We start from the raw sequence: 24,430 nt of genomic DNA on the forward strand, positions 1-24,430 counted from the left end.
ACCGGTACGCTTTCCGCGCCCATCTTTCGCCGACCTGAAGGTCAACCATGAAGATCTGCGTTACCGGATCGATCGCCACGGATCACCTGATGCACTTCCCGGGCCGCTTCGCGGACCAGCTCATCGCCGACCAGCTGGACAAGGTCTCGCTGTCGTTCCTGGTCGACGACCTCGTGATCCGCCGTGGCGGCGTGGCGGCCAACATCGCCTTCGGCATGGCCAAGCTGGGCCTGCGCCCCGCCCTGGTCGGCGCGGTCGGCGCGGACTTCGCCGACTACCGCTCCTGGCTGGAGCGCCACGGCGTCGACTGTGACTCGGTGCACGTCAGTGAGGTGGCGCACACCGCCCGCTTCGTCTGCACCACCGACGAGGACCTGTGCCAGGTCGCCTCGTTCTACGCCGGTGCGATGAGCGAGGCCCGCAACATCGAGCTGTCCCCGGTGCACCACCGCCTCGACGGCCTCGACCTGGTCATCGTCGGCGCGAACGACCCGGTGGCGATGGTGCGCCACTCGCAGGAGTGCCGCGACCGGGGGTACGCCTTCGCCGCCGACCCGTCGCAGCAGTTGGCCCGGATGGGCGGCGAGGACGTGCTGCAGCTCATCGAGGGCGCGGAGTTCCTGCTCACCAACGAGTACGAGAACTCGCTGCTGGAGCAGAAGACCGGCCTGACCTCCGACCAGGTGCTGGAGCGGGTCAAGGTGCGGGTCACCACGCTGGGCAAGAACGGCGTGCGCATCACCGGACGCGACTTCGCGCCGATCCTGGTGCCGGTCGCCCGCGAGATCCACGCGTACGACCCGACCGGTGTCGGCGACGGCTTCCGGGCGGGGTTCTTCGCCGCGCTGTCCTGGGGACTGGGGCTGGAGCGGGCCGCGCAGGTCGGCGCGCTGCTGGCCACGCTGGTCCTGGAGACGGTCGGCACCCAGGAGTACGAGGTCGACGCGGACAACTTCCTCAAGCGCCTGGCCGAGTCCTACGGCGAATCCGCCGCCGCGGACATCCGCCCCCACCTGAACTGACCCACTGCACCCGCCGCGCCGCCCGTTTTTCATAGACGCTGGCCTATTACATCGAATTCGAGCGCCGGATTTTCGATGTGATAGGCCAGCGTCTATTTCGAGAGGGTGGGAGCGCGAGCACCGGCGGCGGACGGGCGGAGGCGCGGGCGGGTCAGGTGAGGCGGCGGACGTCGTAGGCGGGGGAGCCGTCGACGGTGGTCGCGCCGATGTACTGCTGGGCGCGCATGCGGCACCAGGCGGGGATGTCCACGGCGGCGGCGGGGTCGTCGGCGAGCACTCGGATGATCGTGCCGACGGGCACCGTGGGCAGGTGCTTGGCGAGGGCGATGACCGGTAGTGGGCAGCGCTGGCCGAGGCAGTTCAGGACGTCGGGGGTCACATGCCCACCTCCGCCCGTAGCGCGGCGACGATGCCGGGCAGCTCGGCCAGGAAGCGGTCGACCTGTTCGGCGGTGCTGTCGCGGTGCAGGGACAGCCGGATGTTGCCGTGGGTCAGCACGCCCATCGCGGCCAGCACGTGACTGGGCTGCAGCGTCGAGGACGTGCACGCCGAGCCCGACGACACCGCGAAGCCGCGCCGGTCCAGGGCGGTGAGCAGGGCCTCGCCGTCGACGTACAGGCAGGAGAAGGTCACGATGTGGGGCAGCCGGTCGACCGGGTCGCCCACGATCTCCACGTCGGGCACGGTCGCCGCGACGGCCGCGCGGACCCGGTCCACCAGTGCGGACAGGCGCTCGCCGTCGACGGCCGCGGTCTCGTGCACGGCGTGCAGCGAGGCGGCGGCGGCGAGGATCGCGGGCAGGTCGGGCGCGCCGGGCCAGCGGCCGGACTCGCGGTCGTCGGCGGGGTACGGCGACACCCAGCGGGTCCCTTTGCGCACCACCAGCACCCCGACGCCGGGCGGGCCGCCCCACTTGCGGGCCGACCCGGTGAGCAGGGACCAGCCGCCGGGCACCGGCATCCGGCCCAGTGACTGTGCGGCGTCGACATACAACGGCACGCCGGAATCACGGCATGCCGCCGCGGCCGTGGCGACGGGCTGGACCGTGCCGACCTCATGACTCGCGCTGATCAGTGAGGCGAGCGCCACACCGGGCGCGGACACCGCCCTCGCCCAGGCGTCGCCGTCGACCCGGCCGAGCGGGTCCACCGGCACCGCGGTCTCCGTGCCGCCGGAGCGTAGGTGCTGTTCACCGGCGTGCAGCACGGCCGAGTGCTCGATCGCGGAGCGGACCAGGGCCGCTCCGGCGCGGCGGCGGCCGGCCAGTCCACCCAGGACCGCGGCGTGTACGGCCGTGGTGCCGCTGCCGGTGAAGGTGACTTCGTCCGGGCGTACGCCCAGGACCTGCGCGAACGTGGCTCGCGCCGCGTCGAGCAGCTGGCGTGCCCGGCGGGCCTGCGTGTAGAGCTTGCCGGGGTCGGCCCAGCCGTCGTCGAGCGCGCCGAGCAGCGCTTCGCGCGCGGCCGGGTGCAGCGGCGTCGCGGTCGCCGCATCGAAATACGCGCCACGGACGCTCTCGCCCTGATCGATTGGTCCGGCCTGCCGGGGATCTCCCACCCCTCGACGGTATCGTGATCTAGCGGTGACGGCTGTCGTCACCGCCACCAGTCCCGCGGACACGCCGGATCACCGGGCCGACCCCAGGCCCGGCCGGGGCCCCGGGGTGAAGTACTCTGCGACCGTCGGTCACGCCCCCTCACCGGTGCGTCCGAAGGTGGCGCTGCTAAGGGAGGCAGGAGCAGGTGGTCGCAACACGAGCCCGCAGGCGAGCCGTCGGCTTGAGCGCGATGTCGGTGGTCGCACTGACGCTGCTCGCGGGGTGCAACGTCGGCGAGGCGTTCGGCGGCTTCGGCTGGCCCGAGGGCGGCATCACCGAGCAGTCCGAGCGGATGTACGACCTGTGGGTCGGTTCGGTCGTCGCGGCACTGGCCGTGGGCGTGTTCGTGTGGGGTCTGATCTTCTGGTGCGTGGCGGCCTACCGCCGCAAGCGCGGTGACGCCGAACTGCCCACGCAGACGCGGTTCAACCTGCCGATCGAGATCCTGTACACGGTGCTGCCGTTCCTGGTGATCGCGGTGCTGTTCTACTACACCGCCGTCGTGCAGACCGACGTCAACAAGCTGACCAAGAACCCGGACGCCACCGTCGAGGTCGTCGCGTTCAAGTGGAACTGGCAGTTCAACTACCTCACGAGCCCCGAGCTGGACGCCGAGCGGGTGAAGAGCACGCCCGGTGACAGCAACTACATCCCGGTCGTGGTGGTCCCGGTCGGCAAGACGGTGCGCTTCGTCGAGCACAGCAACGACGTCATCCACTCGTTCTGGGTGCCGGAGCTGCTGTTCAAGCGGGATGTCTTCCCCGGCAACGTGATCAACCAGTTCGAAGTCAACATCATCCAGCCGGGCAGCTACGTCGGTCGGTGCGCCGAGCTGTGCGGCACGTACCACTCGATGATGAACTTCGAGCTGCGCGCGGTGACGCCGGAGAAGTACGCGCAGTTCGTGGCGGCGTTGAAGGCGGGCAAGAGCACTCCCGAGGCGCTGACGGCGATCGGCGAGAACCCCTACGCCACGACGACGACTCCGTTCCCGACCCTGCGCGACGCGAACTGAGGGCTGAGACATGAAGACCGAATACCGCATCTTCGTCGGCGTCGCACTGTTCCTCGCCGTCACCGCGGTCGTCTATGGCTGGTGGACGAACCTGTCCATGGGCGGGATCGAGTGGATCGGCACCACCGCGCTGGCGCTGTCGTTCCTGCTGTGCTCGATGTGCGGCGGCTACTTCTGGTTCGTCTCGCGCCGCATCGACCCGCGCCCGGAGGACCGGCTCGACGCCGAGATCGCCGACGGCGCGGGCGAGCTGGGCTTCTTCAGCCCGGGCAGCTACTGGCCGTTCGGCATCGCGCTGTCGGCGCTGATCGCCTCGCTCGGCCTGGTGTTCTGGATGTGGTGGCTGATCGCCCTCGGCATCGTGTGCGTGCTGCTGTCGACCGCGGCGATGCTGTTCGAGTACTACACCGGCACCCGCCGCACCGCGGAGCACTGACCCGAAACCAAATGAAACCGGCCCCCTCCACAGTGGAGGGGGCCGGTTTCATTGGCGTGTCCGGCGGCTACTCGGCGTACTTGGCGGCCGCCGCGGCGGTGACCCAGCGCTCCAGGACCGACGCGGCCGCGCCGGAGTCGACGGCCTCGGCGGCGCGGCGCATGTTCGCGTGCAGCGCCTCGGTCAGCTCCTCGATCAGCGCGTCCGGTGCGGCGTGTGCCGCGCCCTGGCGCGCCCAGTCGTGGGCGGTCAGCCCCGCGGCGGTGTTGACCAGCACGGCGTCGCGCACCGGGCCGGTCTGGCCGCCCAGCAGGCGGCGCACCACGTCGGCGTTGAGCGACACGTCCCCGCCGCGCAGGTCCCCGGCGGCCGAACGGGCCACGCCGAGGTCGGCGGCGTCGATCGTGAGTGGGGTGACGCGCCCGCCACGAGCCACCCAGACGCGCGTGGGCGCGGCGGTGGTGAACTCGTCCAGGCCGTCCTCGCCGCACAGCACCAGGGCCGTGTCACCGCGATCGGCGAACACCTGCGCCATGACCCCGGCCATCCGGACGTCGGCGCAGCCGATCGCGCCCGCGCGGGGCCGGGCCGGGTTGGTCAGCGGGCCGAGGAAGTTGAACGCGGTGGGCACCCCCAGCTCGCGCCGCACCCCGCTGGCGTGGCGCAGGCCCTGGTGGAACGTCGCGGCGAAGCAGAACGTGATGCCCGCCTCGTCGGCGACGGCCGACACCTGCTCCGGGCTGAGGTCCAGCGGGATGCCGAGGAACTCCAGCACGTCTGCGGTGCCGCAGGAGGACGACGCCGCCCGGTTGCCGTGCTTGACCACGCGCGCCCCCGCGCCGGCCGCCACGATCGCCGACATCGTCGAGATGTTGACGGTGTGCGCCTGGTCGCCGCCGGTGCCGACCACGTCGAGGGTGGCCGTGCGCTGCTCGTCGGTCTGCGGCAGCGGGGCCGCGTTCGACAGCATCGTGGCGACCAGGCCGGAGACCTCACCGGCCGTCTCGCCCTTGGCCCGCAGCAGCAGTGCGAACCCGGCGATCTGCGCCGGTGTCGCCACGCCCGACATGATCTCGCCCATCGCCCAGGCCGTGTCGTCCGGCGTGAGCTCCTCCCGGCGCAGCAGCGCGCCGAGCAGGTGGGGCCAGGTGTTCCGGTCGCCCATCGGGCCTCCAGGGGTGAAGGGCGTGGCGCGCGGTGCTCGGGTCAGGCGGCCACGGGAGAGTCGTCGCGGAGCAGGGTGGAGATGACCTTCGCGGTCTCGAACGGGTCGAGCGGGTGCAGCAGCGTCCCGTCGACGCGCGCGTACGCCGCGAGCCAGCGGTCGGCCGAGCGGGCGATGACGACGCAGCACGGCGGGCACTCGTCGATCTCGTCCTTGAGCTGACGCGCCACGCCCAGGCCACCGCCCGGGGTCGCCTCGCCGTCCAGCACCAGCAGATCGATCTCGTAGTCGTCCACCAGCGTGACGCACTCGCCGTAGGTGGACGCCTCGACGAACTCGACCTCGAGGTCGGGTGCCGGGTGCTCGCCGATGGCCAGCCGCATCCGGTCGCGGACCTGCGGGTCGTCGCTGTAGAGCAGGACGGTCTTGGTACTCATGCGCTCATCCTAAGCGGTGAAGTGATCTCGTGGTCGTGCGGTGCGCCGTCCGCGTCCACCTGCGCCGCCGCGGCCTGCGCGGCCTCCTCGCGGTCCAGCTGGCGGTCGATGCGGGCGGCCTCCTGGCGGGACTGTTTGATCCACTGGACGACGAGCACCGCGAGCATGGTGACCGAGACGAGCTCGCCGCCCGCCCACAGCACGCCGCCCGCGGTCACCTGGTCGGCCCAGGGGTCCATCCAGGACAGGTTCAGCGACGGATACCAGTCGCCGCCGAGCAGCGTCTTCTGCTGCATGATGGTGAGCCCGAGCACGGTGTGAAACGGAACACTCAACAGCATCAGCAGCGCGCGGGCCGGATAGGGCCAGCGGCCGGGCAGCGGGTCGCGGCCCAGCAGAGGCCAGAAGAACAGGCAGCCGGTGGCGATGAAGTGCGCGTGCATCACCTCGTGCAGCCACTGGTGGCGCAGGGTCTGCTCGTACAGGCTGGTGAAGTACAACGCGAACGGGTTCGCCACGAAGATGCCGAACGCGACCAGCGGGAACGCCAGCACCCCGGCGACCTTGCTGTGCAGCGCCGCCAGCAGCGTGCGGCGGGGGCGGGCGGGCAGCGTACGCAGGGCGAGCGTGACCGGCGCGCCCAGCGCCAGGAAGATCGGGGCGACCATGGACAGCGCCATGTGCTGGAGCATGTGCACCGACAGCAGCGTGGTGTCGTAGCCGCCGATCCCGCTCACCGTGACCAGGGCCAGCGTGCCCAGACCGGGGCCGAGGAAGGCGATGGTGCGCCCGACCGGCCACCGGTCGCCGCGCATCCGCAGCCGGTGCGTGCCGTAGAGATACAGCGCACCCGCCAACAGCAGACCGACCGCGAGCCACGAGTCGAGCCGGGCTCCGGTCACCAGCGTCGCCACCGTGAACGGGGGAGTCTCGGCGGTCAAGGTCGCAACGGGCGAGGTCAGCGCGGTGAAATGATCGACAGGCGGCACCACCCGAGGCTAGACCGCGCTCGGCCGCGCCGGTTCGCCGGGGCACGACACGCCGCCAACCAGGCACCCCGACGCTCGCCGATGCAGGTAGGGGGCAATAATGACCGCGTGACTGCCGCCTCAGCCATCGACAAGAGCAGGATCCACTCCCTGACCAGGCCCAACATGGTCAGCGTCGGGACCATCGTGTGGCTCTCCAGCGAACTCATGTTCTTCGCCGCGCTTTTCGCGATGTTCTTCGCGATCCGCGCCGCGGACTACGACCAGTGGATCCAGCACTCCCACGTGCTCAATCTCCCGTACGCGGTGTTCTTCACGACGATCCTGGTGCTGTCTTCCATCACCTGTCAGATCGGCGTGCTGCGCGCGGAGCGGGGTGACGTGTACGGGCTGCGGCTCTGGTTCACCATCACGTTCCTGATGGGCCTGACGTTCGTGCTCGGCCAGGTCAACGAATACCGCGTACTGGTCAGCGAGGGCATCAAGATCAACGCTGACGGGTTCGGGTCGATGTTCTACCTGACCACCGGTTTCCACGGCCTGCACGTGACAGGCGGCCTGATCGCCTTCATCATCTTTATGATCCGCACCACCATGGGACGGTTCACGCCGGCGCAGGCGACCTCGGCGATCGTGGTGTCGTACTACTGGCACTTCGTCGACGTGGTCTGGGTCGGCCTCTTCTTCATGATCTACCTGCTGGAGCGGATGTGAGCTCGGCCATGACACCAGACACCCCACGCCCGGCGGCGGGTGCGCCCAAGCAGCGCAGCCGGGTACGCCGGCGGCTGAACTCGGCGCTGCGCATGTTCGCCGCGCTGGTCTTCGCGGGCGGCATCTACGCGATCGTCGCGCCCGGCGGAGCCCAGGGCGCCGCCCCCCTCACCCCGGCCGCCGAGGCCGGCAAGGCGCTGTACGACGTCAGCTGCATCACCTGCCACGGCGCGAACGCGCAGGGCGTCGACGGACGCGGACCGAGCCTGATCGGCGTCGGCTCGGCGGCTGTCGAGTTCCAGGTGGAGACGGGCCGCATGCCGGCCGCCCGCCAGGAGGCGCAGGCGGAGCGCAAGGACCCGATGTTCACCGTCGACCAGTCACGGCAGCTGGGCGCCTACATCCAGGAGCTGGGCGGCGGCCCGCAGCTTCCGGAGGGCGAGGACTTCGCGTCCAAGGGCAAGATCGCCCGTGGCGGCGAGCTCTACCGGATCAACTGCTCCTCCTGCCACGCCTTCTCCGGCGGCGGCGGTGCGCTGTCCAGCGGCAAGTACGCGCCCAGCCTGGAGCCCGCCACTGACCGGCAAATCTACGCAGCGATGCTGACCGGTCCGCAGAACATGCCCGTCTTCGGCGACAATGAGCTGTCGCCGCAGGACAAGTTCGACATCATCGCGTACGTGCAGAGCCTGCAGAGCGACAGCGACCCGGGCGGTTGGGGCCTCGGCCGGTTCGGTCCGGTGACCGAGGGCCTGGCGATCTTCCTGGTCGGTGTGGTGGCTCTGGTCTTCGCAGCGCTGTGGATTGCGGGTAAGTCATGAGTGAGACGAACACCCAGGTGCGTGACGCCGCAGGCGTCGACCTGGACAACCCGAACCTGACCCGGTTCGACATCGTGCGCGAGGGTGCGCGGCGCGACGGAGTGGAGATCGTCCACTACGAGCCGCAGTACCCGCCGGGCTCGAGGGGCGAGCGGCGGATGACCCGTATCGTCGCCTTCTTCTTCCTGCTCACCGGCATCATGTCGACCCTGTTCGTGGTCGCCTTCATCTGGTGGCCCTGGGAGTACGAGCTCGGCCCGCACGCCAGCAAGTACTACACGCCGATCCTGGGCCTGACCCTTGGCCTGGCCCTGGTCGGCGTCGGTCTGGGCGTGCTGACCTGGGGCAAGAAGCTGCTCCCGCACGAGATCGCGATCCAGGAGCGGCACGACGGCCCGTCCTCGGCCGAGGAGCAGAAGCTCACCGGCACGACGATGCAGTTCATCGGCGACGAGATGGGCCTGGGCCGGCGGCCGATCCTGAAGTGGTCGCTGCTGGGCCTGGCCCCGCTGGGTCTGGCCGCCGCGGCCATCCCGATCGGCGCCCTGATCAAGGACCCGCACCACCCGGACATCCTGTTCAAGACCGGGTTCGCCGGCGCCACGCCGGACAACCCGATCCGCCTGATGCACGACGACGGCACGCTGGTGCGGCCGGAGATGGTGAGCACCGGCGGCCAGATCACGGTGTTCCCGAACATCCCGGGCGGCGCCAGCAACCACCACGCGGACTCCCCGACGCTGCTGATCCACCTGCGTGAGGACGACGCGGCGAAGCTGAACCAGAAGCTGTACACGATCAACCAGGGCAGCACCTGGAGCAGCTTCGTGGCGTACTCGAAGATCTGCACCCACGCGGGCTGCCCGGCGAGCCTGTACGAGCAGCAGACGAACCGCCTGCTCTGCCCGTGCCACCAGTCCCAGTTCCTCATCACCGACAACGCCCGGCCGATCTTCGGCCCGGCGACGCGGTCCCTGCCCATGCTGCCCATCAGCGTGGACAAGGAGGGCTTCCTCGTGGCGACCGGCGACTACAAGGTGCCGGTCGGGCCGGCGTTCTGGGAGAAGGACTGACCATGAAGCGTCGCAAGGTTGACCTGAAAGCCCTCCCGGGCAAGGCCGCGGAGGAGGTGGACACCCGGCTGCCGGTGGCGACCCCGCTGCGTAGCGTGCTGAACAAGGTGTTCCCCGACCACTGGTCGTTCCTGCTGGGCGAGATCGCGCTGTTCTCGTTCATCATCCTGCTGCTGACCGGCACGTTCCTCGCGCTGTTCTTCGAGCCCTCCCTGCAGGAGGTGCGCTACGACGGCTCGTACCTGCCGCTGCAGGGCGTCGAGATGTCGCGGGCGTACGAGACGGCGCTGGACCTGTCGTTCGACGTGCGCGGCGGCCTGGTCATGCGCCAGATGCACCACTGGGCGGCGCTGCTGTTCATGGCCGCGATCGTGGTGCACATGTTCCGGGTCTTCATGACCGGCGCGTTCCGCAAGCCGCGTGAGATCAACTGGATCATCGGCCTGAGCATGTTCTGGCTGGGCTTCACCGAGGGCTTCGCCGGGTACTCGCTGCCCGACGACGCGCTGTCCGGCACCGGCCTGCGCATCGCCTCGGCGATCATGCTGTCCATCCCGGTGATCGGCTCCTGGGTGACCACGTCGCTGTTCGGCGGCGAGTTCCCCGGCGAGATCATCCTGTCCCGCCTGTACATCCTGCACGTGTTCCTGCTGCCGCTGATCCTGCTCGCGCTGGTCTCCATCCACGTGGGCCTGGTCTTCGTGCAGAAGCACACGCAGTGGCCGGGTCCGGGCCGCACCAACAAGAACGTCGTCGGCGAGCGCATGTTCCCGCGCTACGCGATCAAGCAGGGCGGCTTCTTCATGCTCGTCTTCGCGGTCATCGCGCTGATGGGCGGCCTGTTCCAGATCAACCCGATCTGGCTGTTCGGCCCGTACGAGGCCGCGGTGGTCTCGGCGGGCAGCCAGCCCGACTGGTACGTCATGTTCCTCGACGGCTCGACCCGTCTGATGCCCGCCTGGGACATCAGATTCCTCGGGTACAACATCCCACCGCTGTTCTGGCCCACCGTGGTGCTGCCAGGCATCCTGTCGGTGGTGCCGATGGCGTACCCGTGGATCGAGGCGCGCTGGAAGAAGGACAAGGGCTCGCACAACCTGCTCCAGCGCCCGCGCGACGTGCCGGACCGCACCGGTCTGGCCGCCATGGCCGGCGCGTTCTACCTGGTGCTGACGATCTCCGGTGGCAACGACATCGTCGCCGACAAGTTCCACATCAGCCTGAACGCGATGACCTGGGCGGGCCGCATCGGCCTGCTGGTCCTGCCGCCGCTGGCGTACTACTTCGCGCGCCGTCTCGCGCTGGGTCTCCAGCAGCACGACCGTGAGGTGCTGGCGCACGGCGTCGAGACCGGCATCATCAAGCGGCTGCCGGACGGGCGCTTCGTCGAGGTGCACCAGCCGCTGGCCGCCCCCGACGAGCACGGCCACACCGACCTGCCGTACGTGGGCTGGACGGTGCCGAAGAAGATGAACCGCGTCGGCGCGCTGGGGCCCGCCATCCGCGGCTTCTTCCGGCCGATCGAGCAGCCCGCTCCGCCCCGCCAGGAGGAGCAGCCGCGCGAGGAGATCACCACCGGCAAGCACTGACCCGGCGACGGGTTCACGGCGAAGGGCGCTCACCCTGGGGTGGGCGCCCTTCGCCGTGTCCGGATACCGCCGCCGGGCGTCGCGGTCGCCCCCACGCCGTAGGCTGCCCGCAGACGGCGGCGGCAGGGGAGCGGCGAATGCAGGACGCACTGGCGGCGATGCAGGCACTGGCCACGACGGAGGGCCGGGCCGACCCCTACCCGCACTACGAGCGGCTGCGCTCGGCGGGGCCGGTGGTCGAGCTGGGCGAGGGGTTCGCGGTCGTCACCGGATACGCCGAAGCCGACCAGGTGCTGCGCGACGCCTCGTTCCGGGTCACCGACGCCGCCGTGCTGGACCGGGCGCTGCCCGGCTGGCGCGACGTCGCGTCCTGGCAGTGGCTGAGCCGCACCATGCTCTGGCACAACGCGCCCGACCACACCCGGCTGCGGCGGCTGGCTGGTGCGGCGTTCACCGCCCGCCGCGTCGCGGCGCTGCGCGCCGACGTCGCCGCCCTGGCCGGGGAGCTCATCGCGCCGATCGCGGCCGGGGGTGGGCCGGTGGACTTCATGGACACCGTGGCGTATCCGCTGCCCGTGTCGGTGATCTGCGCCCTGCTCGGCGTGCCCGCCGCCGACCGGGACTGGTTCCGCCCCCGCGCGCAGGACCTGACCCTGGCCCTGGAGGTGTTCGCGGGCGACCCGCAGGAGCTCGGCCGCGCCGACGCCGCCGGCGAGGACCTCGCGGAGTACTTCGTCGACCTGCTGGCGCGCCGCCAGCGCGAACCCGGCGACGACATGATCAGTGACCTGCTGGCGGCGGGCGCGGACGGCCGCATCGGTGGCGCGGAACTCGTCGCGCACCTGGTGCTGCTGCTGGTGGCCGGGTTCGAGACGACCACCAACCTGCTCGGCAACGGCCTGGCCATGCTGCTCGACCGGCCCGAGCAGCTGGCCCGGCTGCGCGCCGCCCCGGAGCTGGCCGCGGCGTACATCGAGGAGATGCTGCGGCTGGACCCGCCGGTGCAGGTCACGTCGCGATACGCAGGGCAGGACAGCGAGCTGGCCGGGGTCCGCCTGCGCGCGGGCACCGAGCTGATGGTGGTGCTCGCCGCGGCGGGCCGCGACCCGCGCCGCTTCACCGCACCGGACAGCTTCCTGCCCGACCGCCCGAGTGTGCCGTCCCTGTCGTTCGGCGCGGGCGCGCACTACTGCCTGGGCGCCCCGCTGGCCCGCCTGGAGGCGCAGGTGGCCTTCCCGTTGCTGCTGGCGGAACTGCCGCACCTGCGCTCGGCCGGGGTCCCCACCCGCCGCGACCGCCTCGGCTTCCGCGGCTACGCGACCCTGCCCATCACGGCCTGACCGCCTCACCACCCGGGGCGGCCGAGCCCGGTGCGGCGTCAGTGGCGGATCGGGAGCCAGGCGGCGATGCGGGGGGCGAGGGCGGCACCGGCCTTGACCCAGGTGAAGTGGTCCAGGGGTGCGGCGGCGTCGGCGGCGGTGAGGTGCTCGCGGCGGACCTTCGCGCCGGTCAGCGCGGCGACCAGGTGGTCGGTGGTCTCCGGCGGGGTGTACTGGTCGTCGTCGACGCTGATCGCGAGCACCGGCAGGTCCACCGCGGCCAGGCCCGCGGTCGCGCCCAGGTGGGCGGGGAACGCGCCCCGGCGGGCGGTGAACGCCCAGTCCTTGATGACGCCGCGGGCCTGGCGGCCGCCGAAGCCCCAGCCGGGCCAGACCTGCAGCAGCCCCGAGACGGCGTTGACGAACTGCGTCATGGCCAGCACGCCCAGCCCGCGCCGGGGGTAGATGCGCCAGTACGGCAGCCCGACCGCGATCAGGACCAGCCCGTCCACGCGGTGCCCGGCCCCGCGGGCGGCCTCGCGGGCCAGGTGCAGCACGCAGACCTGCCCGCCGAGGGAGTGTCCGAGCAGGATGGTGCGCCGCCCGGCGCGGTGCTCGGCCAGCGCGTCCAGGACGGCGTCGACGTCGTCGGCGAGTTCGGGGTAGCCGTACCGGCTGGCCCGGCTCGGTGGCGGTGCGCTGGTTCCGGTGCCGCGCAGGTCGGTCACGGCGACGCCGAACCCGGCCGCGTTGAGCGCGTGGGCGAAGCGGGTGTAGTAACCGGCGGGCACGCCCATCGCCGGGAAGACGACGATCAGGGGCGCGGCCGGGTCCTGCGCCGGGTGGAGCTGGACGCCGAGCCGGTCGCTGCCACGGTCCACGGTGAGCTGCATGGCAGCAGCCTAGACCGCGACGTTACTCACAAGTAAGAACCGCCGGGTGTGACGCGGGCCGCTCGCCGGGGCCGCCTCAGAAGCCGATGGCGAACGCCTGCTCCAGGTCGTGGCGCGAGTACGACCGGAACGCGATGTGGGTGTCGGTGTTGAGCACGCCGGGCACCTTCGAGATGCCGCCCGCGATGACCTCGGCGATGTGGTCGAACTCGCGCACCCGGATGATCGCGATCAGGTCGACGCCGCCCGCGACGGAGTACACCTCGCTGACGCCCTCCAGGTTGGCCAGCTCCTCGGCGACCTCGGGGATCGCGTCGGTCGCGCAGTCGATGAGAACGATCGCTGTGATCACCGGAGACTCCTCGCGTCGGGCGTGCATCTGTCGATCATGAGGCTGTGGCCCTCACCCATGCTATGCGGCGGGCACGGTCAGGTCCCGGCCGACCCTGATCACGCGGTACAGCTCCTCGTGGGGCGCTACGTACGCCCCGGGCCACAGCACGCAGTCGCGGACGGCACCGTCCACCTGGGAGCCGTTGCCGAGCACGCTGCCGTGCGCCTGGCCGGTGACCCGTACGCCGTCGCCGGACAGGTTGCGGTCACCGGCGGCGTGCAGGTTGGCGGCGAGGTAGTCGGCGGGCGTGCCGCAGTCCAGGTACAGCCCCGGCAGGGGGACCACGTCGAGTCGTCCGGCCTGCTCGGCGGGCCGCCAGGTGGTGCGCGCCAGCTCGCGCGGCTGGTCGGCCAGCGCCGCCACGTCGGCGGCGGGCAGCAGCGACGCGCCCGCGAAGTTGTAGCCGTGGAACGGGTCGGGCAGCCCGGCCTTCACCCCGTGCATCCGGACCCGGTCGCCGTCCCAGCCCGCCAGCAGCGCGGCGAGGTCGTCGGGGGCGTCGGCGGCGACGTACGCGTCGGCGTTGAGCACCAGCACCGCCCGCCCGCCGATCCAGCCGCGCAGGTTGCCCAGCGCCCCGGCGGTGCCCAGCGGCTCCGGCTCGAACGACAGCCGCGCCCGGCCGTCGACGTGCTCGTCGATCTGCCCGGCCAGCCAGTGCGTGTTGACCGCGACCCGGTCCGCTCCGGTCAGCCCGACCTCGGCCAGGCGGGCCAGCGTACGGTCGAGCAGCGTGACGTTGCCGACCGGCACCAGGGCCTTGGGCCGCAGCATGGTCAGCGGCCGCAGCCGCGTGCCGAGCCCGGCGGCGAGCACCACCGCGCAGACGCCGTCGGGCGCCCTCACCGGGCGAGATCCATCTCGTCGCGCAGGTGCGCGTCCGGGCCGATGCCGTAGTGGCCGAGCAGCCGGGCCGTCGCGGGGGTGATCACAGGCAGCTCGTCGACGGCGTGCCAGCGGGCCTCCCACACCTCCGCGCCGTCCACGCTGAGCGAGGTGCGGGCGGCGGGCACCTTGGCCGTGAACACCATGTCCACCCAGTGCCCCCGGTGGTGCACCACCGCGTTGGGCACCGCCGGGGCGACCTGGTCGGGGGTGAGCCGGATGCCGGTCTCCTCGGCGGCCTCGCGACAGGCCCCGACGATCGGCGGCTCGCGCCGCTCCAGCAGGCCCGCGGGCAGCGTCCAGCCGCGACCCGGGGGCTGGCGCAGCAGCAGGATGCGCTGCGGGCTGTCGGCCTCGCTGTCGAAGATGAGCAGCACCGAGCCGACCGAGTAGCGGGCCGTCACGAGCTTCACCATGCGGTTACGCCAGCGCGGCGGGATGCGGTAGAAGACGCCGTAGCCGAGCGAGACCAATTTCAGGCGCAGCGGGGAGCGCCGGTTCACCGGACGATCCTGCTGGGCTCGTACGCGCGGTCCTGGTTCTTCACCGTGCCAGGCTAGTCGACGAGCGGCGGACAGGAGCGTCAGCGGCCTCGCGGCGCGGGGCGACGACGTTGACCGGGGGCGTGCGGGCCGCGTCGTTCTGGTTGTCGACGCTGGCGATGAGCTGGTCGACGATGGTGTCCGCGGAGACCTTGTGCTCGGCGACCGCGATCAGCAGCGTGTCCAGATCGGGATAGTCCAGCGCCTGGGCGAGGCTGATCAGCCGCTGCTCGTCGGCCAGCGCCCGGTCCCGGCGGCGCAGCGCCAGCCCGATCGCGGCCCGGCCCAGCTGCAGCCGGTCGCTGACGGTGCCCGCGGCGACCTCCGGTTCGGTGAACCGGCGGCTCAGCCGCAGCCGTGCGTTGGGGGCCTTGACGAACTCCAGCCACTCCCGGCGCGGACCCGGATGGTTGCGCGCCCGGCTGACCAGGATGTCGACCACGTCGCCGTCGGTCAGCACCGCGTTGAGCGGGGTGAGCACCCCGTTCACGGTCGCGGCCACGCAACGGTCGCCGGTGCGGGTGCCCAGCTCGTACGCCACGTCGACCGGGCTCGCGCCCGCGGGCAGCAGCAGCTGGCGTCCCCAGGCGAACACCTGGATCTGCTGCTCGGCCAGGTCGCAGCGCAGCGTCTCGACGAACTGCACCGCGTCCGGCGCGGCCTGCTCCAGGTCCAGCGCGCGGCGCAGCCAGGCGTGCTCGCCGTGCTGGCGAGGTGCGGGCGCGACGTCACGCGGGGCGGTGCGCGGGTTGAAGACCCGCAGCGCCCCGCCGCGCCGGGTGGACCGGGCCGGGTAGCGGTACGGGGCGACCACGCCGTACTCCACCGCGCGGTGCATCTGCTCGGTGCGGATCAGCACCTCGACCATCTGGTCGCCGGGGCCGAGCACCGTGGTGTGCAGCGAGCGGTAGAGGTTGTTCTTCGGCGCGGCGATGAAGTCCTTGAACCGGCCCGGGATCGGCTTCCACTGCTGGTGGACCGCGCACAGGGCGGCGTAGCAGTCGGGCTCGTCGCCGTCGAGGATCACCACGATGCGGGGCAGGTCCATCGGGACCGGGCTGCCCGCCTGCTGGGTGTCCTTCCAGATCGAGTAGTAGTGCCGCGGGCGCGGCTTGACCCGGCCGTCGAGCTTCTCCCGGCGCAGCGCGCCGCCGCCCAGGGTGACCAGGTTCTGCACGTAGGCGTTCCAGTCCGGCCGGTTGGAGACCATGCCGTCGATGCGCTCGTACTCCTCGGGGTCGAGGAAGAGCAGCACCTTGTCCTCCAGCTCGCGCTTGAGGGCCTGGATGCCGAGCCGGTCGCACAGCGGCACCAGCACCTCGCGGGTCGCCCCGGCGATGCGGGCGCGGGAGGCCGCCGAGCGGGCGTCGAGGGTCTGCATGTTGTGCAGCCGGTCGGCGAGCTTGATGACCAGCACCCGGATGTCCTGCCCCGCGGCGACGATCATCTTGCGGATGGTCTCGGCCTCCGCGCGGGCCCCGAAGTGCGCCTTGTCGAACTTGGTGACCCCGTCGACCAGGTGCGCGACGTCCGGGCCGAAGTCCTCGCGCAGCTGCGCCAGGGTGTAGTCGGTGTCCTCGACGGTGTCGTGCAGCAGCGCAGCCACCAGCGTGGTGCCGTCCATGCCCAGGTGGGCCAGGATCTCCGCGACGGCCAGCGGGTGGGTGATGTAAGGATCACCGCTCTTGCGCATCTGGCCGTGGTGCATGCGCTCGGCGACGCGGTAGGCGCGGCGCAGCAGGGTGACGTCCGAGCCCGAGTGGACCTGGCGATGCGCCTTGATCAGCGCGGTGACCGGGTCGGCGGGAGCGGGTGTGCGCTCTCTCGCGTTCGGCCAGCTGAGCATCGATCTGAGCCGGGTGGTGAGCATGCTCTCCCCGGCCCGGCCCGCGACCGGGATCCCCGTCGCCACCGCAGCGGCTTCCGCGTCCATTGCGGACACCCCCCTCACCGCCTGGCCGTGGAGCGTTGCGCGCTGCGTACGCGGCCTGCGCGCCCCGTCACGACCGCCCACTTCCGAGAGATCTCTGGATATCGCTCCATAGCCTAGTAACGAACGTCGTGGCCGAATGGTCAAGACCTTTCATGCGATCGGTCAAGTAATGGCCAAACGGGTATGCCGACAGTGACGCTGCGGGGGCTGGCGGACTCGCGGCGACCACGCTCGCCTATCCGCGCCCGGCCTGCAGGAGCATCTTCCAGCGCGCCGCGCCGCGGGCCGGGGACGCCCAGCCCGACGTGGCCTCGACCAGGCGCGTCTCCGGTCGTTCGAGCCAGTCGAGGATGCGCTCGGTCTCCTCCGGGGTGGCCGCGGGCGTCGGGCCGAACGCGGGCAGCACCGTCTCGGCGGTCGGCCGCAGCACGTCGAGGGTCCGTCGCGGATGGACGCCCGGCTCGGCGGTCGCGGCGGCGGCCAGCCGCCCCCGGCGCACGATGGCGATCTCCCACGCGTTGCGCTCGGTGCGCCGGGCCGCGACCAGCTCCTCGATCGAGGTGAGCGCCGACAGCCGCTGCATGCGCACCGCCGCCCGCAGGAACGCCGCGAGCCGGTCGCGTACCGCCGCGGCGTCCTCGTAGCGCTGCGTGTCGGACAGCTTGCGGATGCGGGCCAGCAGCGGGTCCACCACCGCGTCCGGGTCGCCGTCGAATGCGGCCCGCAGCGGGGCGGCGGCCTGGGCGTCGTACTCCTCGACGCTGATCGCGAGCTGGCAGGGGGCCGGGCACTTGCCGAGCTCGGCCAGCGCGCAGGCGGGGGAGGCCTTGCGGGCCGACAGCCTCGGCGTGCACTGCCGCAGCGGCAGCGCCTCGTGGATCGCGTCCACGGCGGCCTGGGCCGTCGCCCGCCCCGCGAACGGCCCCAGGTAGGACGCGCCGTCGGCGGTCAGCTGGCGGACCACGGACAGCCGGGGGAAGGCCTCGGCGGTCAGCTTCAGCCACTGCACCCGCTCCGGGTGCTTGGACCGCCGGTTGTACGGCGGCGCGTGCACCGCGATCAGCCGGAGCTCGCGGACCTGCGCCTCCAGCGCGTGGGCGCACTCGACCGCGTCGACCCGCACCGCCGCGCCGAGCATCTCCTTGATCCGGGCCCGGCGCTCGGCGGCGGTGAAGTAGCTGCGCACCCGGGTCGCGATGTCGTTGGACGTGCCGACGTACAGCGGGCGGTCGTCGGCGGCCCGGAACAGGTAGACACCCGGCGCGTGCGGCAGGTTCTCGGCCAGGTGCTTCTTGGCCCGCTGCACCGGCGCGACGGCCTTGACGAACTCGATGGTGTCGCCGAGCGTGTGCACCTTGTGCCCGCCGAGCCGGGCGATCAGCGCGTGCAGCACCCCGACGGTGGCCCGCGCGTCGTCCATCGCCCGGTGGTTGGGCTGGTCGCCGACCCGGAAGTAGGCCGCCAGGGTGCCCAGCTTGTTGTTGGGCACCTCGTCGCGCAGCAGCACCCGCCGGGCCAGCGCCACCGTGTCGACCACCCGCGGGTTCGGCCAGCGGTAGCCGTGCGCCGCGCAGGCAGCCTTCAGGAAGCCGGTGTCGTACGGCGCGTTGTGGGCGACGAAGACCGCCCCGGACAGGAACTCCAGCAGCGAGGGCAGCACCGCCTCGATCGGCGGGGCCTCGATCGTCATCGCGGTGGTGATGCCGGTCAGCACCGTGATGAACGGCGGGATCGGCACCCCCGGGTTGACCAGCGTGCCGAACGAGCCCAGCTCCTCGCCGCCGCGCACCTTCACCGCGCCGATCTCGGTGATGCCGCCGCCGTCCGGCGCTCCGCCGGTGGTCTCCAGGTCGAGCACGACGAACGTGGTGTGCCGCAGATCCAGCTGCAACGGATCGGCCAGCATGCCGTCGAGGGTCGGCTGTTCGAATCGGTCACCGGGCGCGGCGGGGCGCGGGGACGGCACCTGGGACGGGGACGGCACAGACCGGACGCTAATCGTCCGGTACGACATGGGTGGTCGGCGCGGACGCCGAGCCGCGAACCTGAGCGACAAGATCGGCAAGTCGGTGGAACACTAGGACCATGTCAGCCGCTGAACTTTCGTTCGACGCCTCTTCCGGGGACCCGGTGGGGGCGGCTGACTTCGTGCCCGAACCGATCCTTCCCGAGCCCATCCGCCAGCGGGTCGTCGCGCTGGCCGCGGCGGTGCTGACCGCACTGCCCAACGACGAGATGCCGATCGCGCTACGCAAGGTCGCCAAATTCGCGCCCAACCGCCGGGCCCGGCTGGGCGGTGCGGCCATCGCCGCGCAGCTCACCGCGGACGCGGTGTTCCGGCAGCGGATCAGCACGCGGGTGCTGGACGACGCGGGCGAGCTGGGCGCGGCGGTGCTCGGCGGCATGGCGCCGGCCGCCGCCGACCCGATCGAGGTAGCCGCGCTGGCCTACCTGGCCCGCCCCGACGGCTGGCGGGAACTGCTCGACGCCGCCGGTCAGGCGGTCGCCGCCGAGGCGGAGAGCACGGCCGTGGCCGAGCACATCCGCGACGCCGAGGCGCGGGCCGCCCGTGCCGAGCACGACCGCGCCGTGGCCCGCGTCGAGGCCGACAAGCTGCGCGACGAACTGGCCCGGGTGCGCGACGAGCTGAACCAGCTGCGCGAGGAGACCCGCTCCGGCGGCAAGGCGCTGCGCGATACGCAGGCGCAGCTCAAACGCGCCAACGAGCTGCTGGCCATCGAGAAGGGCCGGGCCGCCAAGGGGCACGGCGACCACGAGGCCGAGCTGCGCCGGTTGCGGGCCAGGCTGGCCGACGCCGAGGCGGTGGCGGGCGACGCGCGCCAGGCCGCCCGCGACAGCCGGGCCGTCGACGAGGCGCGGCTGTGGCTGCTGCTGGAGACCATCGGCCAGGCCGCCGTCGGGCTGCGCCGGGAGCTGGCGCTGGACCCGGCGAAGGTGCTGCCGGGCGACACCGTGGCCGCGGCGTACGCCGACATGGCCGCCACCCCCACCGCCACGAACCGGGCCACCGACGGCGACGACCCGGCCCGGCTCGCGCAGCTGCTCGCCCTGCCCAAGGCGCACCTGGTCGTCGACGGCTACAACGTCACCAAGCGCGGCTTCGCCGAGATGTCGCTGGAGCAGCAGCGCAACCGCCTCGTCACCGGCATGGGCGGGGTCGCCGCGCAGACCGGCGCGGAGGTCACCGTCGTCTTCGACGGGGCCGAACGGGTGCACGGCCTGCCCGCCCCGCCGCGCGGGGTGCGGGTGCTGTTCTCGCGCAAGGGCGAGACCGCCGACGAGGTCATCCGCCGCCTGGTCCGGGCCGAGCCGCCGGGCCGCCCCATCGTCGTGGTCTCCTCCGACCGCGAGGTCGCCGACGGCGTACGCCGCCACGGCGCGTACCCGATGAACTCCGAGTCGCTGGTGCGCCGCCTCACCCGCAGCTGAGCCGGGCTTAGGATCGGGCGATGACGGTGCGGGGCTGGGCCTGGCTGACGTTGGTCGTCCTATGTGCCGCGCTGGCGGTGACCGTGGCGGTGCTGGTGCCCTGGCACCGGCCGCCCGCGCCGCGCGCCGACCAGCTCGCCGCGCTCGCCGAACTGCCCGCCGACCGGGTCGCCAAGGCCCGCGAGCTGCGCGGCGAGCTGCGCTGGATCACCTACCCGGCGATGCTGCTCGGGCTGGCCGTGGCGCTGGTGCTGGGGCTGACCCCGCTCGGCTCCTGGCTGGTCGGGCTGGTGCCCGGCCCGTGGGCGGCCAAGGTGCTCGGCGGCGGCCTGCTGGTGCTGGGCGTGGCGGACCTGATCACGCTGCCGTTCGCGGCGTGGCGGCACACGGTGGCGGTGCGCTACGGGCTCTCCACCCAGGACTGGGGCGGCTGGGCGGTCGACCTGCTCAAGGGGTACGCCGTGGGCGCGGTGCTCGGCGCGATCGCCCTGCTCGGCTTCTTCGGCCTGACCAGGCTGGCGCCGAACTGGTGGTGGGCCTTCGGCGCGGTCGGCGCGGCGGCGCTGGTGGTGCTGCTCAGCTTCGTGTTCCCGGTGCTGATCGAGCCGGTGTTCAACAAGTTCACGCCGATGGCCGACGGCCCGCTGCGCACCGAACTCATGGAACTCGCCCAGCGCGACGGGGTGCCGGTGCGCGACGTGCTCGTCGCCGACGCCTCCCGGCGCACCACCGCGCTCAACGCGTACGTCAGCGGCATCGGCCCGACCCGGCGCATCGTCGTCTACGACACGCTGCTGCGCGAGGCCCCGCAGTCGGAGATCGTCGCCGTGGCCGCGCACGAGCTGGGCCACGCCGAACGCGGTGACGTGGTGATCGGCACGGTCATCGGGGCGCTCGGGACGTCGATCTTCGTGGTCGGCCTGTACCTGCTCGGCGGGTGGGGCTGGCTGCTGCGCCGGGCCGGGGTCGACTCGATCGCCGAACCCCGCGCGATCGGCCTGCTGCTGGCCGTCGCCACGTTCGGCGGCCTGCTCGCGGGGCCGGCGCAGGCGTACGTGTCGCGGCTGCTGGAGGCGCGCGCCGACGAGCACGCCCTGGAGCTGACCGGCGACCCGGCCGGGTTCGAGCAGATGCAGGGGCGGCTGTCCCTGGTCAACCTCGGCGACCCCGACCCGCCCGCCTGGGAGCAGGGACTGTTCGGCAGCCACCCGACCACCGTCGAGCGGATGGCCGCCGCCCGCGCCTACGCCCGCGACCACTGACCCCTGCCGCCGGTGACCCCTGCCGCCGGTGACCCCTGCCACCGGTGACCCTTGCCGCCAGACAAGATCAGTGTTTGTGGTCATGATCTGTGGCTGGACCGCAGATCATGACACCAAACCGCGATCTCGGCGTTGCCGGACGGGGATCGCAGGCCCGGTAGGCTGCCCGGATGCGCACGCTGCTGGTGACCAACGACTTCCCGCCCCGCCCCGGAGGCATCCAGCAGTTCCTGCACAACCTCGCCATCCGCCAGCCCGACGGCGAACTCGTCGTCTACTCCTCGACCTGGCGCGACCCGGGGCAGTTCGACGCCGAGCAGCCCTATCCGGTGGTCCGGGACCGGACCGGGGTGCTGCTGCCCACCCCGCGCGTCGCCCGGCGGGTCGCCGAACTGGCCCGCGCGGAGGGCTGCGACCGGGTCTGGTTCGGCGCGGCCGCGCCGCTCGGGCTGCTGGCCCAGGGCCTGCGCAAGCGGGCCGGGGTGCGGCGGGCGGTCGGCATCACGCACGGGCACGAGATCGGCTGGGCGGCCCTGCCCGCCGCGCGCAGCGCGCTGCGCCGCATCGCCGACGGCAATGACGTGCTCACCTACCTAGGCGAATACCAGCGGGTGCGCCTCGCGAAGGCGCTGGGGGAGCGGACCAGCCTGCAACGGCTCGCCCCGGGCGTGGACTCGGCGATGTACCACCCCGACGTGAACGGCGCGGTGGTACGCGACCGGCACGGCCTCACCGGCCGCCCCGTGATCGTCTGCGTCTCCCGGCTGGTGCCCCGCAAGGGCCAGGACACGCTGGTACGCGCGCTGCCGCTGGTCCGCCGCGCGATCCCGGACGCGGCGCTGCTGCTGGTCGGCGGCGGACCGCACCGGCCCACCGTGCAGCGGCTGGCCCGCGAGCTGGACGTGGCCGACCACGTGGTGTTCACCGGCTCGGTGCAGTGGGCGGAACTGCCGATGCACTACGCGGCCGGGGACGTCTTCGCGATGCCGTGCCGCACCCGCAACCGCGGCCTCGACGTCGAGGGCCTGGGCATCGTCTACCTGGAGGCGTCCGCCGTGGGCCTGCCGGTCATCGCCGGGGACTCCGGTGGCGCGCCCGACGCCGTCCGTGAGGGCGAGACCGGCTACGTGGTGCCCGGCCGGGACGTGGCCGCACTCGCCGCCCGCCTGGTCGAGCTCCTGTCCGACGACGCCCTGCGGGCCAAGATGGGCGCGGCGGGGCGCTCCTGGGTCGAGCAGGAGTGGGGCTGGGACCTCCAGGCCCGCCGCCTACGCGCCCTGCTGTCCGGCGACCCCGCCTGACCGGATTCCACCCGAACGGCCGACCCGATACGAGTGCCACTCGTCGTCGGGGTCAGTCTTCGCGGGGCCATTCGTGGACGGGGATGTTCTGGTGCATGTGGGTCATGTAGCGCAGCAGCATCTCGCGGAGGGCCTCGGGGCGGTCCAGGCCGCCGCGTTCGAGGCGGTGGACGGTGTCGATCTGCCAGGTCGCGCCGTTGCGGCGGAGCAGGCAGCGCTGCTCGATGATGCCCAGCAGGCGGTCGCGCTCGCGGGAGTCGACGCCCCAGCTCTCCAGGCCCTGGTGGGCCAGGGGCAGCAGCCTGCGCAGGACCAGTTCGTACGCGGTGAGGTAGCCGAGGTCGGGCCAGTACAGGTGGGCGCCGATGCCGTGGCGCGCGCCGGTGTAGAAGTTCTCGTCGGCCTGCTTGAACGGCATCCGGGACCACACCGGCAGGCCGCCCTCGGCCAGGGTGCGGACCAGGCCGAACCAGAACGCCGCGTTGGCCATGATGTCGATGACGGTCGGCCCGGCGGGCAGCACCCGGTTCTCGACCCGCACGTGCGGCATACCGTCGGCGACGTCGTACACCGGGCGGTTCCAGCGGTAGATGGTGCCGTTGTGCAGGCGAAGCTCGGTCAGCTCGGGCACCTCGCCACCGGCGAGCTGGTCGGCGGGGTCGTCGTCGGTGCTGATCGGCAGCAGGGCGGGGAAGTAGCGGACGTTCTCCTCGAACAGGTCGAAGACCGAGGTGATCCAGCGCTCGCCGAACCAGACGCGGGGGCGTACCCCCTGGGCCTTGATCTCTTCCGGCCGGGTGTCGGTGGCCTGCTTGAACAGCGGGATGCGGGTCTCGTGCCACAGCTCGTGCCCGAACAGGAACGGCGAGTTGGCCGCGATGGCCAACTGCACCCCGGCGATGGCCTGGGCGGCGTTCCAGTACGCGCCGAACTGCGCCGGGCTGACCTGCAGGTGCAGCTGGGCGCTGGTGCAGGCGGCCTCGGGGGCGATGGTGTCGGCGGTGACGGTGAGCGGGTCCGGCCCGTCGATGCTGATGCGCAGGTCCTCGCCCCGGGCGGCGAACACCTGCTCGTTGATCAGCGCGTAGCGGGGGTTGGTCGACAGCGCCTCGCCGGTCAGGTGCTCGGTGCGCAGCGTCGGCAGGATGCCGATCATGGAGGTGTGCGCGCCGACGGTGCGGGCCTTGTCCTCGGCGGCGTTCAGGCTGGCCCGGATCTGCTCCTCGTACGCCGTCAGCCCGCCGCCCGCCAGCTCCCGGGGCGGAACGTTGATCTCGATGTTGAACTGGCCGAGTTCGGTGACGAACGACGGGTCGGCGATGGCGGCGAGCACGTCGGCGTTGCGCATCGACGGCAGGCCCCGCTCGTCGACGAGGTTGAGCTCGATCTCCAGGCCGGTGAGCGGGCGCTCGAAGTCGAACTGGGACTCGCCCAGCATCAGCGCGAACACGTCCAGGCACCGGCGGACCTTCTCCCGGTACCGCGCACGGTCCGCGCGGGTGAAGACGTGTCGCTGCACCTCGTCGCCCATCGGGCGATCACCGCCCCTGCTCTGCGATCCTTCGCTAATGTCCCATAGATCCCTGCCCGAAG

Annotated in this window: 23 protein-coding genes; 11 read left to right on the forward strand and 12 right to left on the reverse strand. The window is 72.2% G+C overall.

Translation table 11 applies throughout. The features are described from left to right. The first annotated feature begins 47 nt into the window (after positions 1-47). Positions 48-1,022: a carbohydrate kinase family protein gene (locus HAV40_RS16840; RefSeq protein ID WP_166382288.1), complete on the forward strand. Its 975-nt coding sequence runs from the start codon at positions 48-50 to the stop codon at positions 1,020-1,022. A gap of 151 nt (positions 1,023-1,173) precedes the next feature. On the opposite strand, the gene HAV40_RS16845 is transcribed toward HAV40_RS16840, so the two are convergent. After that, entirely contained in the window at positions 1,174-1,401 is a 228-nt protein-coding gene (locus HAV40_RS16845) for a sulfurtransferase TusA family protein (protein WP_166382290.1), read from the reverse strand. Beyond that, positions 1,398-2,579: a cysteine desulfurase family protein gene (locus tag HAV40_RS16850; protein ID WP_239085840.1), complete on the reverse strand. Its 1,182-nt coding sequence runs from the start codon at positions 2,577-2,579 to the stop codon at positions 1,398-1,400. The genes HAV40_RS16845 and HAV40_RS16850 overlap by 4 nt, the downstream gene beginning before the upstream one ends. Before the next feature lie 230 nt (positions 2,580-2,809). On the opposite strand from HAV40_RS16850, the gene ctaC reads away from it, so the two are divergent. Together ctaC and HAV40_RS16860 are read left to right on the forward strand one after the other, a co-directional pair. Further along, on the forward strand, positions 2,810-3,634 hold the full coding sequence (gene ctaC, locus HAV40_RS16855) for an aa3-type cytochrome oxidase subunit II (protein ID WP_166382637.1): 825 nt from the start codon (positions 2,810-2,812) through the stop codon (positions 3,632-3,634). A gap of 10 nt (positions 3,635-3,644) precedes the next feature. After that, positions 3,645-4,070, forward strand: a complete 426-nt coding sequence (locus HAV40_RS16860; protein ID WP_166382292.1) for a cytochrome c oxidase subunit 4 — start codon at positions 3,645-3,647, stop codon at positions 4,068-4,070. 67 nt (positions 4,071-4,137) lie between these two features. Here the strand turns inward: HAV40_RS16860 and trpD are convergent, their stop codons facing one another. From trpD to HAV40_RS16875, 3 genes are read right to left on the reverse strand one after another with little or no spacing between them, the layout of a single operon-like run. After that, a complete protein-coding gene (gene trpD, locus HAV40_RS16865) occupies positions 4,138-5,235 on the reverse strand; it encodes an anthranilate phosphoribosyltransferase (RefSeq protein WP_166382294.1) in 1,098 nt (365 codons plus the stop codon). A gap of 41 nt (positions 5,236-5,276) precedes the next feature. After that, positions 5,277-5,672 (reverse strand): response regulator, encoded by a 396-nt coding sequence (locus HAV40_RS16870; protein WP_166382296.1) that lies wholly within the window; start codon positions 5,670-5,672, stop codon positions 5,277-5,279. Continuing rightward, complete coding sequence (locus HAV40_RS16875) at positions 5,669-6,661, reverse strand: cytochrome c oxidase assembly protein (protein WP_166382298.1); 993 nt, start codon at positions 6,659-6,661, stop codon at positions 5,669-5,671. Before HAV40_RS16875 ends, HAV40_RS16870 begins: the two co-directional genes overlap by 4 nt. Positions 6,662-6,769: 108 nt before the next feature. Here HAV40_RS16875 and ctaE point away from each other — a divergent pair, with 108 nt between their 5' ends. From ctaE to HAV40_RS16900, 5 genes are all read left to right on the forward strand, one after another. Next, the gene (gene ctaE, locus HAV40_RS16880) at positions 6,770-7,375 is read left to right on the forward strand and encodes an aa3-type cytochrome oxidase subunit III (RefSeq protein WP_155386612.1); all 606 of its coding nucleotides are present in this window, start codon (positions 6,770-6,772) and stop codon (positions 7,373-7,375) included. An 8-nt stretch (positions 7,376-7,383) separates the two neighbouring features. Further along, the gene (gene qcrC / locus HAV40_RS16885) at positions 7,384-8,196 is read left to right on the forward strand and encodes a cytochrome bc1 complex diheme cytochrome c subunit (protein WP_166382300.1); all 813 of its coding nucleotides are present in this window, start codon (positions 7,384-7,386) and stop codon (positions 8,194-8,196) included. Further along, entirely contained in the window at positions 8,193-9,269 is a 1,077-nt protein-coding gene (qcrA, locus tag HAV40_RS16890; RefSeq protein ID WP_166382302.1) for a cytochrome bc1 complex Rieske iron-sulfur subunit, read from the forward strand. Before qcrC ends, qcrA begins: the two co-directional genes overlap by 4 nt. Before the next feature lie 2 nt (positions 9,270-9,271). After that, on the forward strand, positions 9,272-10,858 hold the full coding sequence (gene qcrB / locus HAV40_RS16895; protein WP_166382304.1) for a cytochrome bc1 complex cytochrome b subunit: 1,587 nt from the start codon (positions 9,272-9,274) through the stop codon (positions 10,856-10,858). Positions 10,859-10,995: 137 nt separating this feature from the next. Continuing rightward, complete coding sequence (locus HAV40_RS16900; protein ID WP_239085839.1) at positions 10,996-12,198, forward strand: cytochrome P450; 1,203 nt, start codon at positions 10,996-10,998, stop codon at positions 12,196-12,198. 38 nt (positions 12,199-12,236) lie between these two features. On the opposite strand, the gene HAV40_RS16905 is transcribed toward HAV40_RS16900, so the two are convergent. The 6 genes from HAV40_RS16905 to HAV40_RS16930 all read right to left on the reverse strand — a co-directional run bounded on the left by HAV40_RS16905 (position 12,237) and on the right by HAV40_RS16930 (position 18,730). Then, positions 12,237-13,070: an alpha/beta hydrolase family protein gene (locus HAV40_RS16905; RefSeq protein WP_166382306.1), complete on the reverse strand. Its 834-nt coding sequence runs from the start codon at positions 13,068-13,070 to the stop codon at positions 12,237-12,239. 76 nt (positions 13,071-13,146) lie between these two features. Beyond that, positions 13,147-13,422 carry an Lrp/AsnC family transcriptional regulator gene (locus HAV40_RS16910; RefSeq protein WP_144121539.1) on the reverse strand — a complete coding sequence of 92 codons (276 nt, stop codon included), beginning with the start codon at positions 13,420-13,422 and terminating at the stop codon, positions 13,147-13,149. A 60-nt stretch (positions 13,423-13,482) separates the two neighbouring features. Next, positions 13,483-14,310 carry a nucleotidyltransferase family protein gene (locus HAV40_RS16915; RefSeq protein WP_166382308.1) on the reverse strand — a complete coding sequence of 276 codons (828 nt, stop codon included), beginning with the start codon at positions 14,308-14,310 and terminating at the stop codon, positions 13,483-13,485. Next, complete coding sequence (locus tag HAV40_RS16920; protein WP_239085833.1) at positions 14,307-14,852, reverse strand: NUDIX hydrolase; 546 nt, start codon at positions 14,850-14,852, stop codon at positions 14,307-14,309. Before HAV40_RS16920 ends, HAV40_RS16915 begins: the two co-directional genes overlap by 4 nt. Before the next feature lie 40 nt (positions 14,853-14,892). Next, entirely contained in the window at positions 14,893-16,824 is a 1,932-nt protein-coding gene (locus HAV40_RS16925; protein WP_166382310.1) for a RelA/SpoT family protein, read from the reverse strand. Positions 16,825-17,059: 235 nt separating this feature from the next. Continuing rightward, positions 17,060-18,730, reverse strand: a complete 1,671-nt coding sequence (locus HAV40_RS16930; protein ID WP_166382643.1) for a DEDD exonuclease domain-containing protein — start codon at positions 18,728-18,730, stop codon at positions 17,060-17,062. A gap of 179 nt (positions 18,731-18,909) precedes the next feature. Here HAV40_RS16930 and HAV40_RS16935 point away from each other — a divergent pair, with 179 nt between their 5' ends. The 3 genes from HAV40_RS16935 (at position 18,910) to HAV40_RS16945 (ending at position 22,837) form a co-directional block, all read left to right on the forward strand. After that, a complete protein-coding gene (locus HAV40_RS16935) occupies positions 18,910-20,274 on the forward strand; it encodes an NYN domain-containing protein (RefSeq protein WP_166382312.1) in 1,365 nt (454 codons plus the stop codon). Between the two features lie 20 nt (positions 20,275-20,294). Beyond that, positions 20,295-21,536, forward strand: coding sequence for a M48 family metallopeptidase (locus tag HAV40_RS16940; protein ID WP_166382314.1), 1,242 nt, complete (start codon positions 20,295-20,297; stop codon positions 21,534-21,536). A 170-nt stretch (positions 21,537-21,706) separates the two neighbouring features. After that, a complete protein-coding gene (locus HAV40_RS16945) occupies positions 21,707-22,837 on the forward strand; it encodes a glycosyltransferase family 4 protein (RefSeq protein WP_166382316.1) in 1,131 nt (376 codons plus the stop codon). 52 nt (positions 22,838-22,889) lie between these two features. Here HAV40_RS16945 and HAV40_RS16950 read toward each other — a convergent pair whose 3' ends face one another. Beyond that, positions 22,890-24,368, reverse strand: coding sequence for a glutamate-cysteine ligase family protein (locus HAV40_RS16950; RefSeq protein ID WP_166382318.1), 1,479 nt, complete (start codon positions 24,366-24,368; stop codon positions 22,890-22,892). Between the last annotated feature and the right edge of the window lie 62 nt (positions 24,369-24,430).

The organism is Catellatospora methionotrophica, assembly GCF_011297335.1.
Classification (GTDB): Bacteria; Actinomycetota; Actinomycetes; order Mycobacteriales; family Micromonosporaceae; genus Catellatospora; species Catellatospora methionotrophica.

Coding starts and splice junctions, on each gene's coding strand:
- HAV40_RS16870 (WP_166382296.1), bottom strand. CDS start 5,672: ATGAGTACCAAGACCGTCCTGCTCTACAGCGACGACCCGCAGGTCCGC.
- HAV40_RS16860 (WP_166382292.1), top strand. CDS start 3,645: ATGAAGACCGAATACCGCATCTTCGTCGGCGTCGCACTGTTCCTCGCC.
- HAV40_RS16945 (WP_166382316.1), top strand. CDS start 21,707: ATGCGCACGCTGCTGGTGACCAACGACTTCCCGCCCCGCCCCGGAGGC.
- qcrB (WP_166382304.1), top strand. CDS start 9,272: ATGAAGCGTCGCAAGGTTGACCTGAAAGCCCTCCCGGGCAAGGCCGCG.
- HAV40_RS16930 (WP_166382643.1), bottom strand. CDS start 18,730: ATGCTGGCCGATCCGTTGCAGCTGGATCTGCGGCACACCACGTTCGTC.
- HAV40_RS16905 (WP_166382306.1), bottom strand. CDS start 13,070: ATGCAGCTCACCGTGGACCGTGGCAGCGACCGGCTCGGCGTCCAGCTC.
- HAV40_RS16950 (WP_166382318.1), bottom strand. CDS start 24,368: ATGGGCGACGAGGTGCAGCGACACGTCTTCACCCGCGCGGACCGTGCG.
- qcrA (WP_166382302.1), top strand. CDS start 8,193: ATGAGTGAGACGAACACCCAGGTGCGTGACGCCGCAGGCGTCGACCTG.
- trpD (WP_166382294.1), bottom strand. CDS start 5,235: ATGGGCGACCGGAACACCTGGCCCCACCTGCTCGGCGCGCTGCTGCGC.
- HAV40_RS16840 (WP_166382288.1), top strand. CDS start 48: ATGAAGATCTGCGTTACCGGATCGATCGCCACGGATCACCTGATGCAC.
- qcrC (WP_166382300.1), top strand. CDS start 7,384: ATGACACCAGACACCCCACGCCCGGCGGCGGGTGCGCCCAAGCAGCGC.
- HAV40_RS16900 (WP_239085839.1), top strand. CDS start 10,996: ATGCAGGACGCACTGGCGGCGATGCAGGCACTGGCCACGACGGAGGGC.
- HAV40_RS16935 (WP_166382312.1), top strand. CDS start 18,910: ATGTCAGCCGCTGAACTTTCGTTCGACGCCTCTTCCGGGGACCCGGTG.
- ctaC (WP_166382637.1), top strand. CDS start 2,810: ATGTCGGTGGTCGCACTGACGCTGCTCGCGGGGTGCAACGTCGGCGAG.
- HAV40_RS16940 (WP_166382314.1), top strand. CDS start 20,295: ATGACGGTGCGGGGCTGGGCCTGGCTGACGTTGGTCGTCCTATGTGCC.
- HAV40_RS16925 (WP_166382310.1), bottom strand. CDS start 16,824: ATGGACGCGGAAGCCGCTGCGGTGGCGACGGGGATCCCGGTCGCGGGC.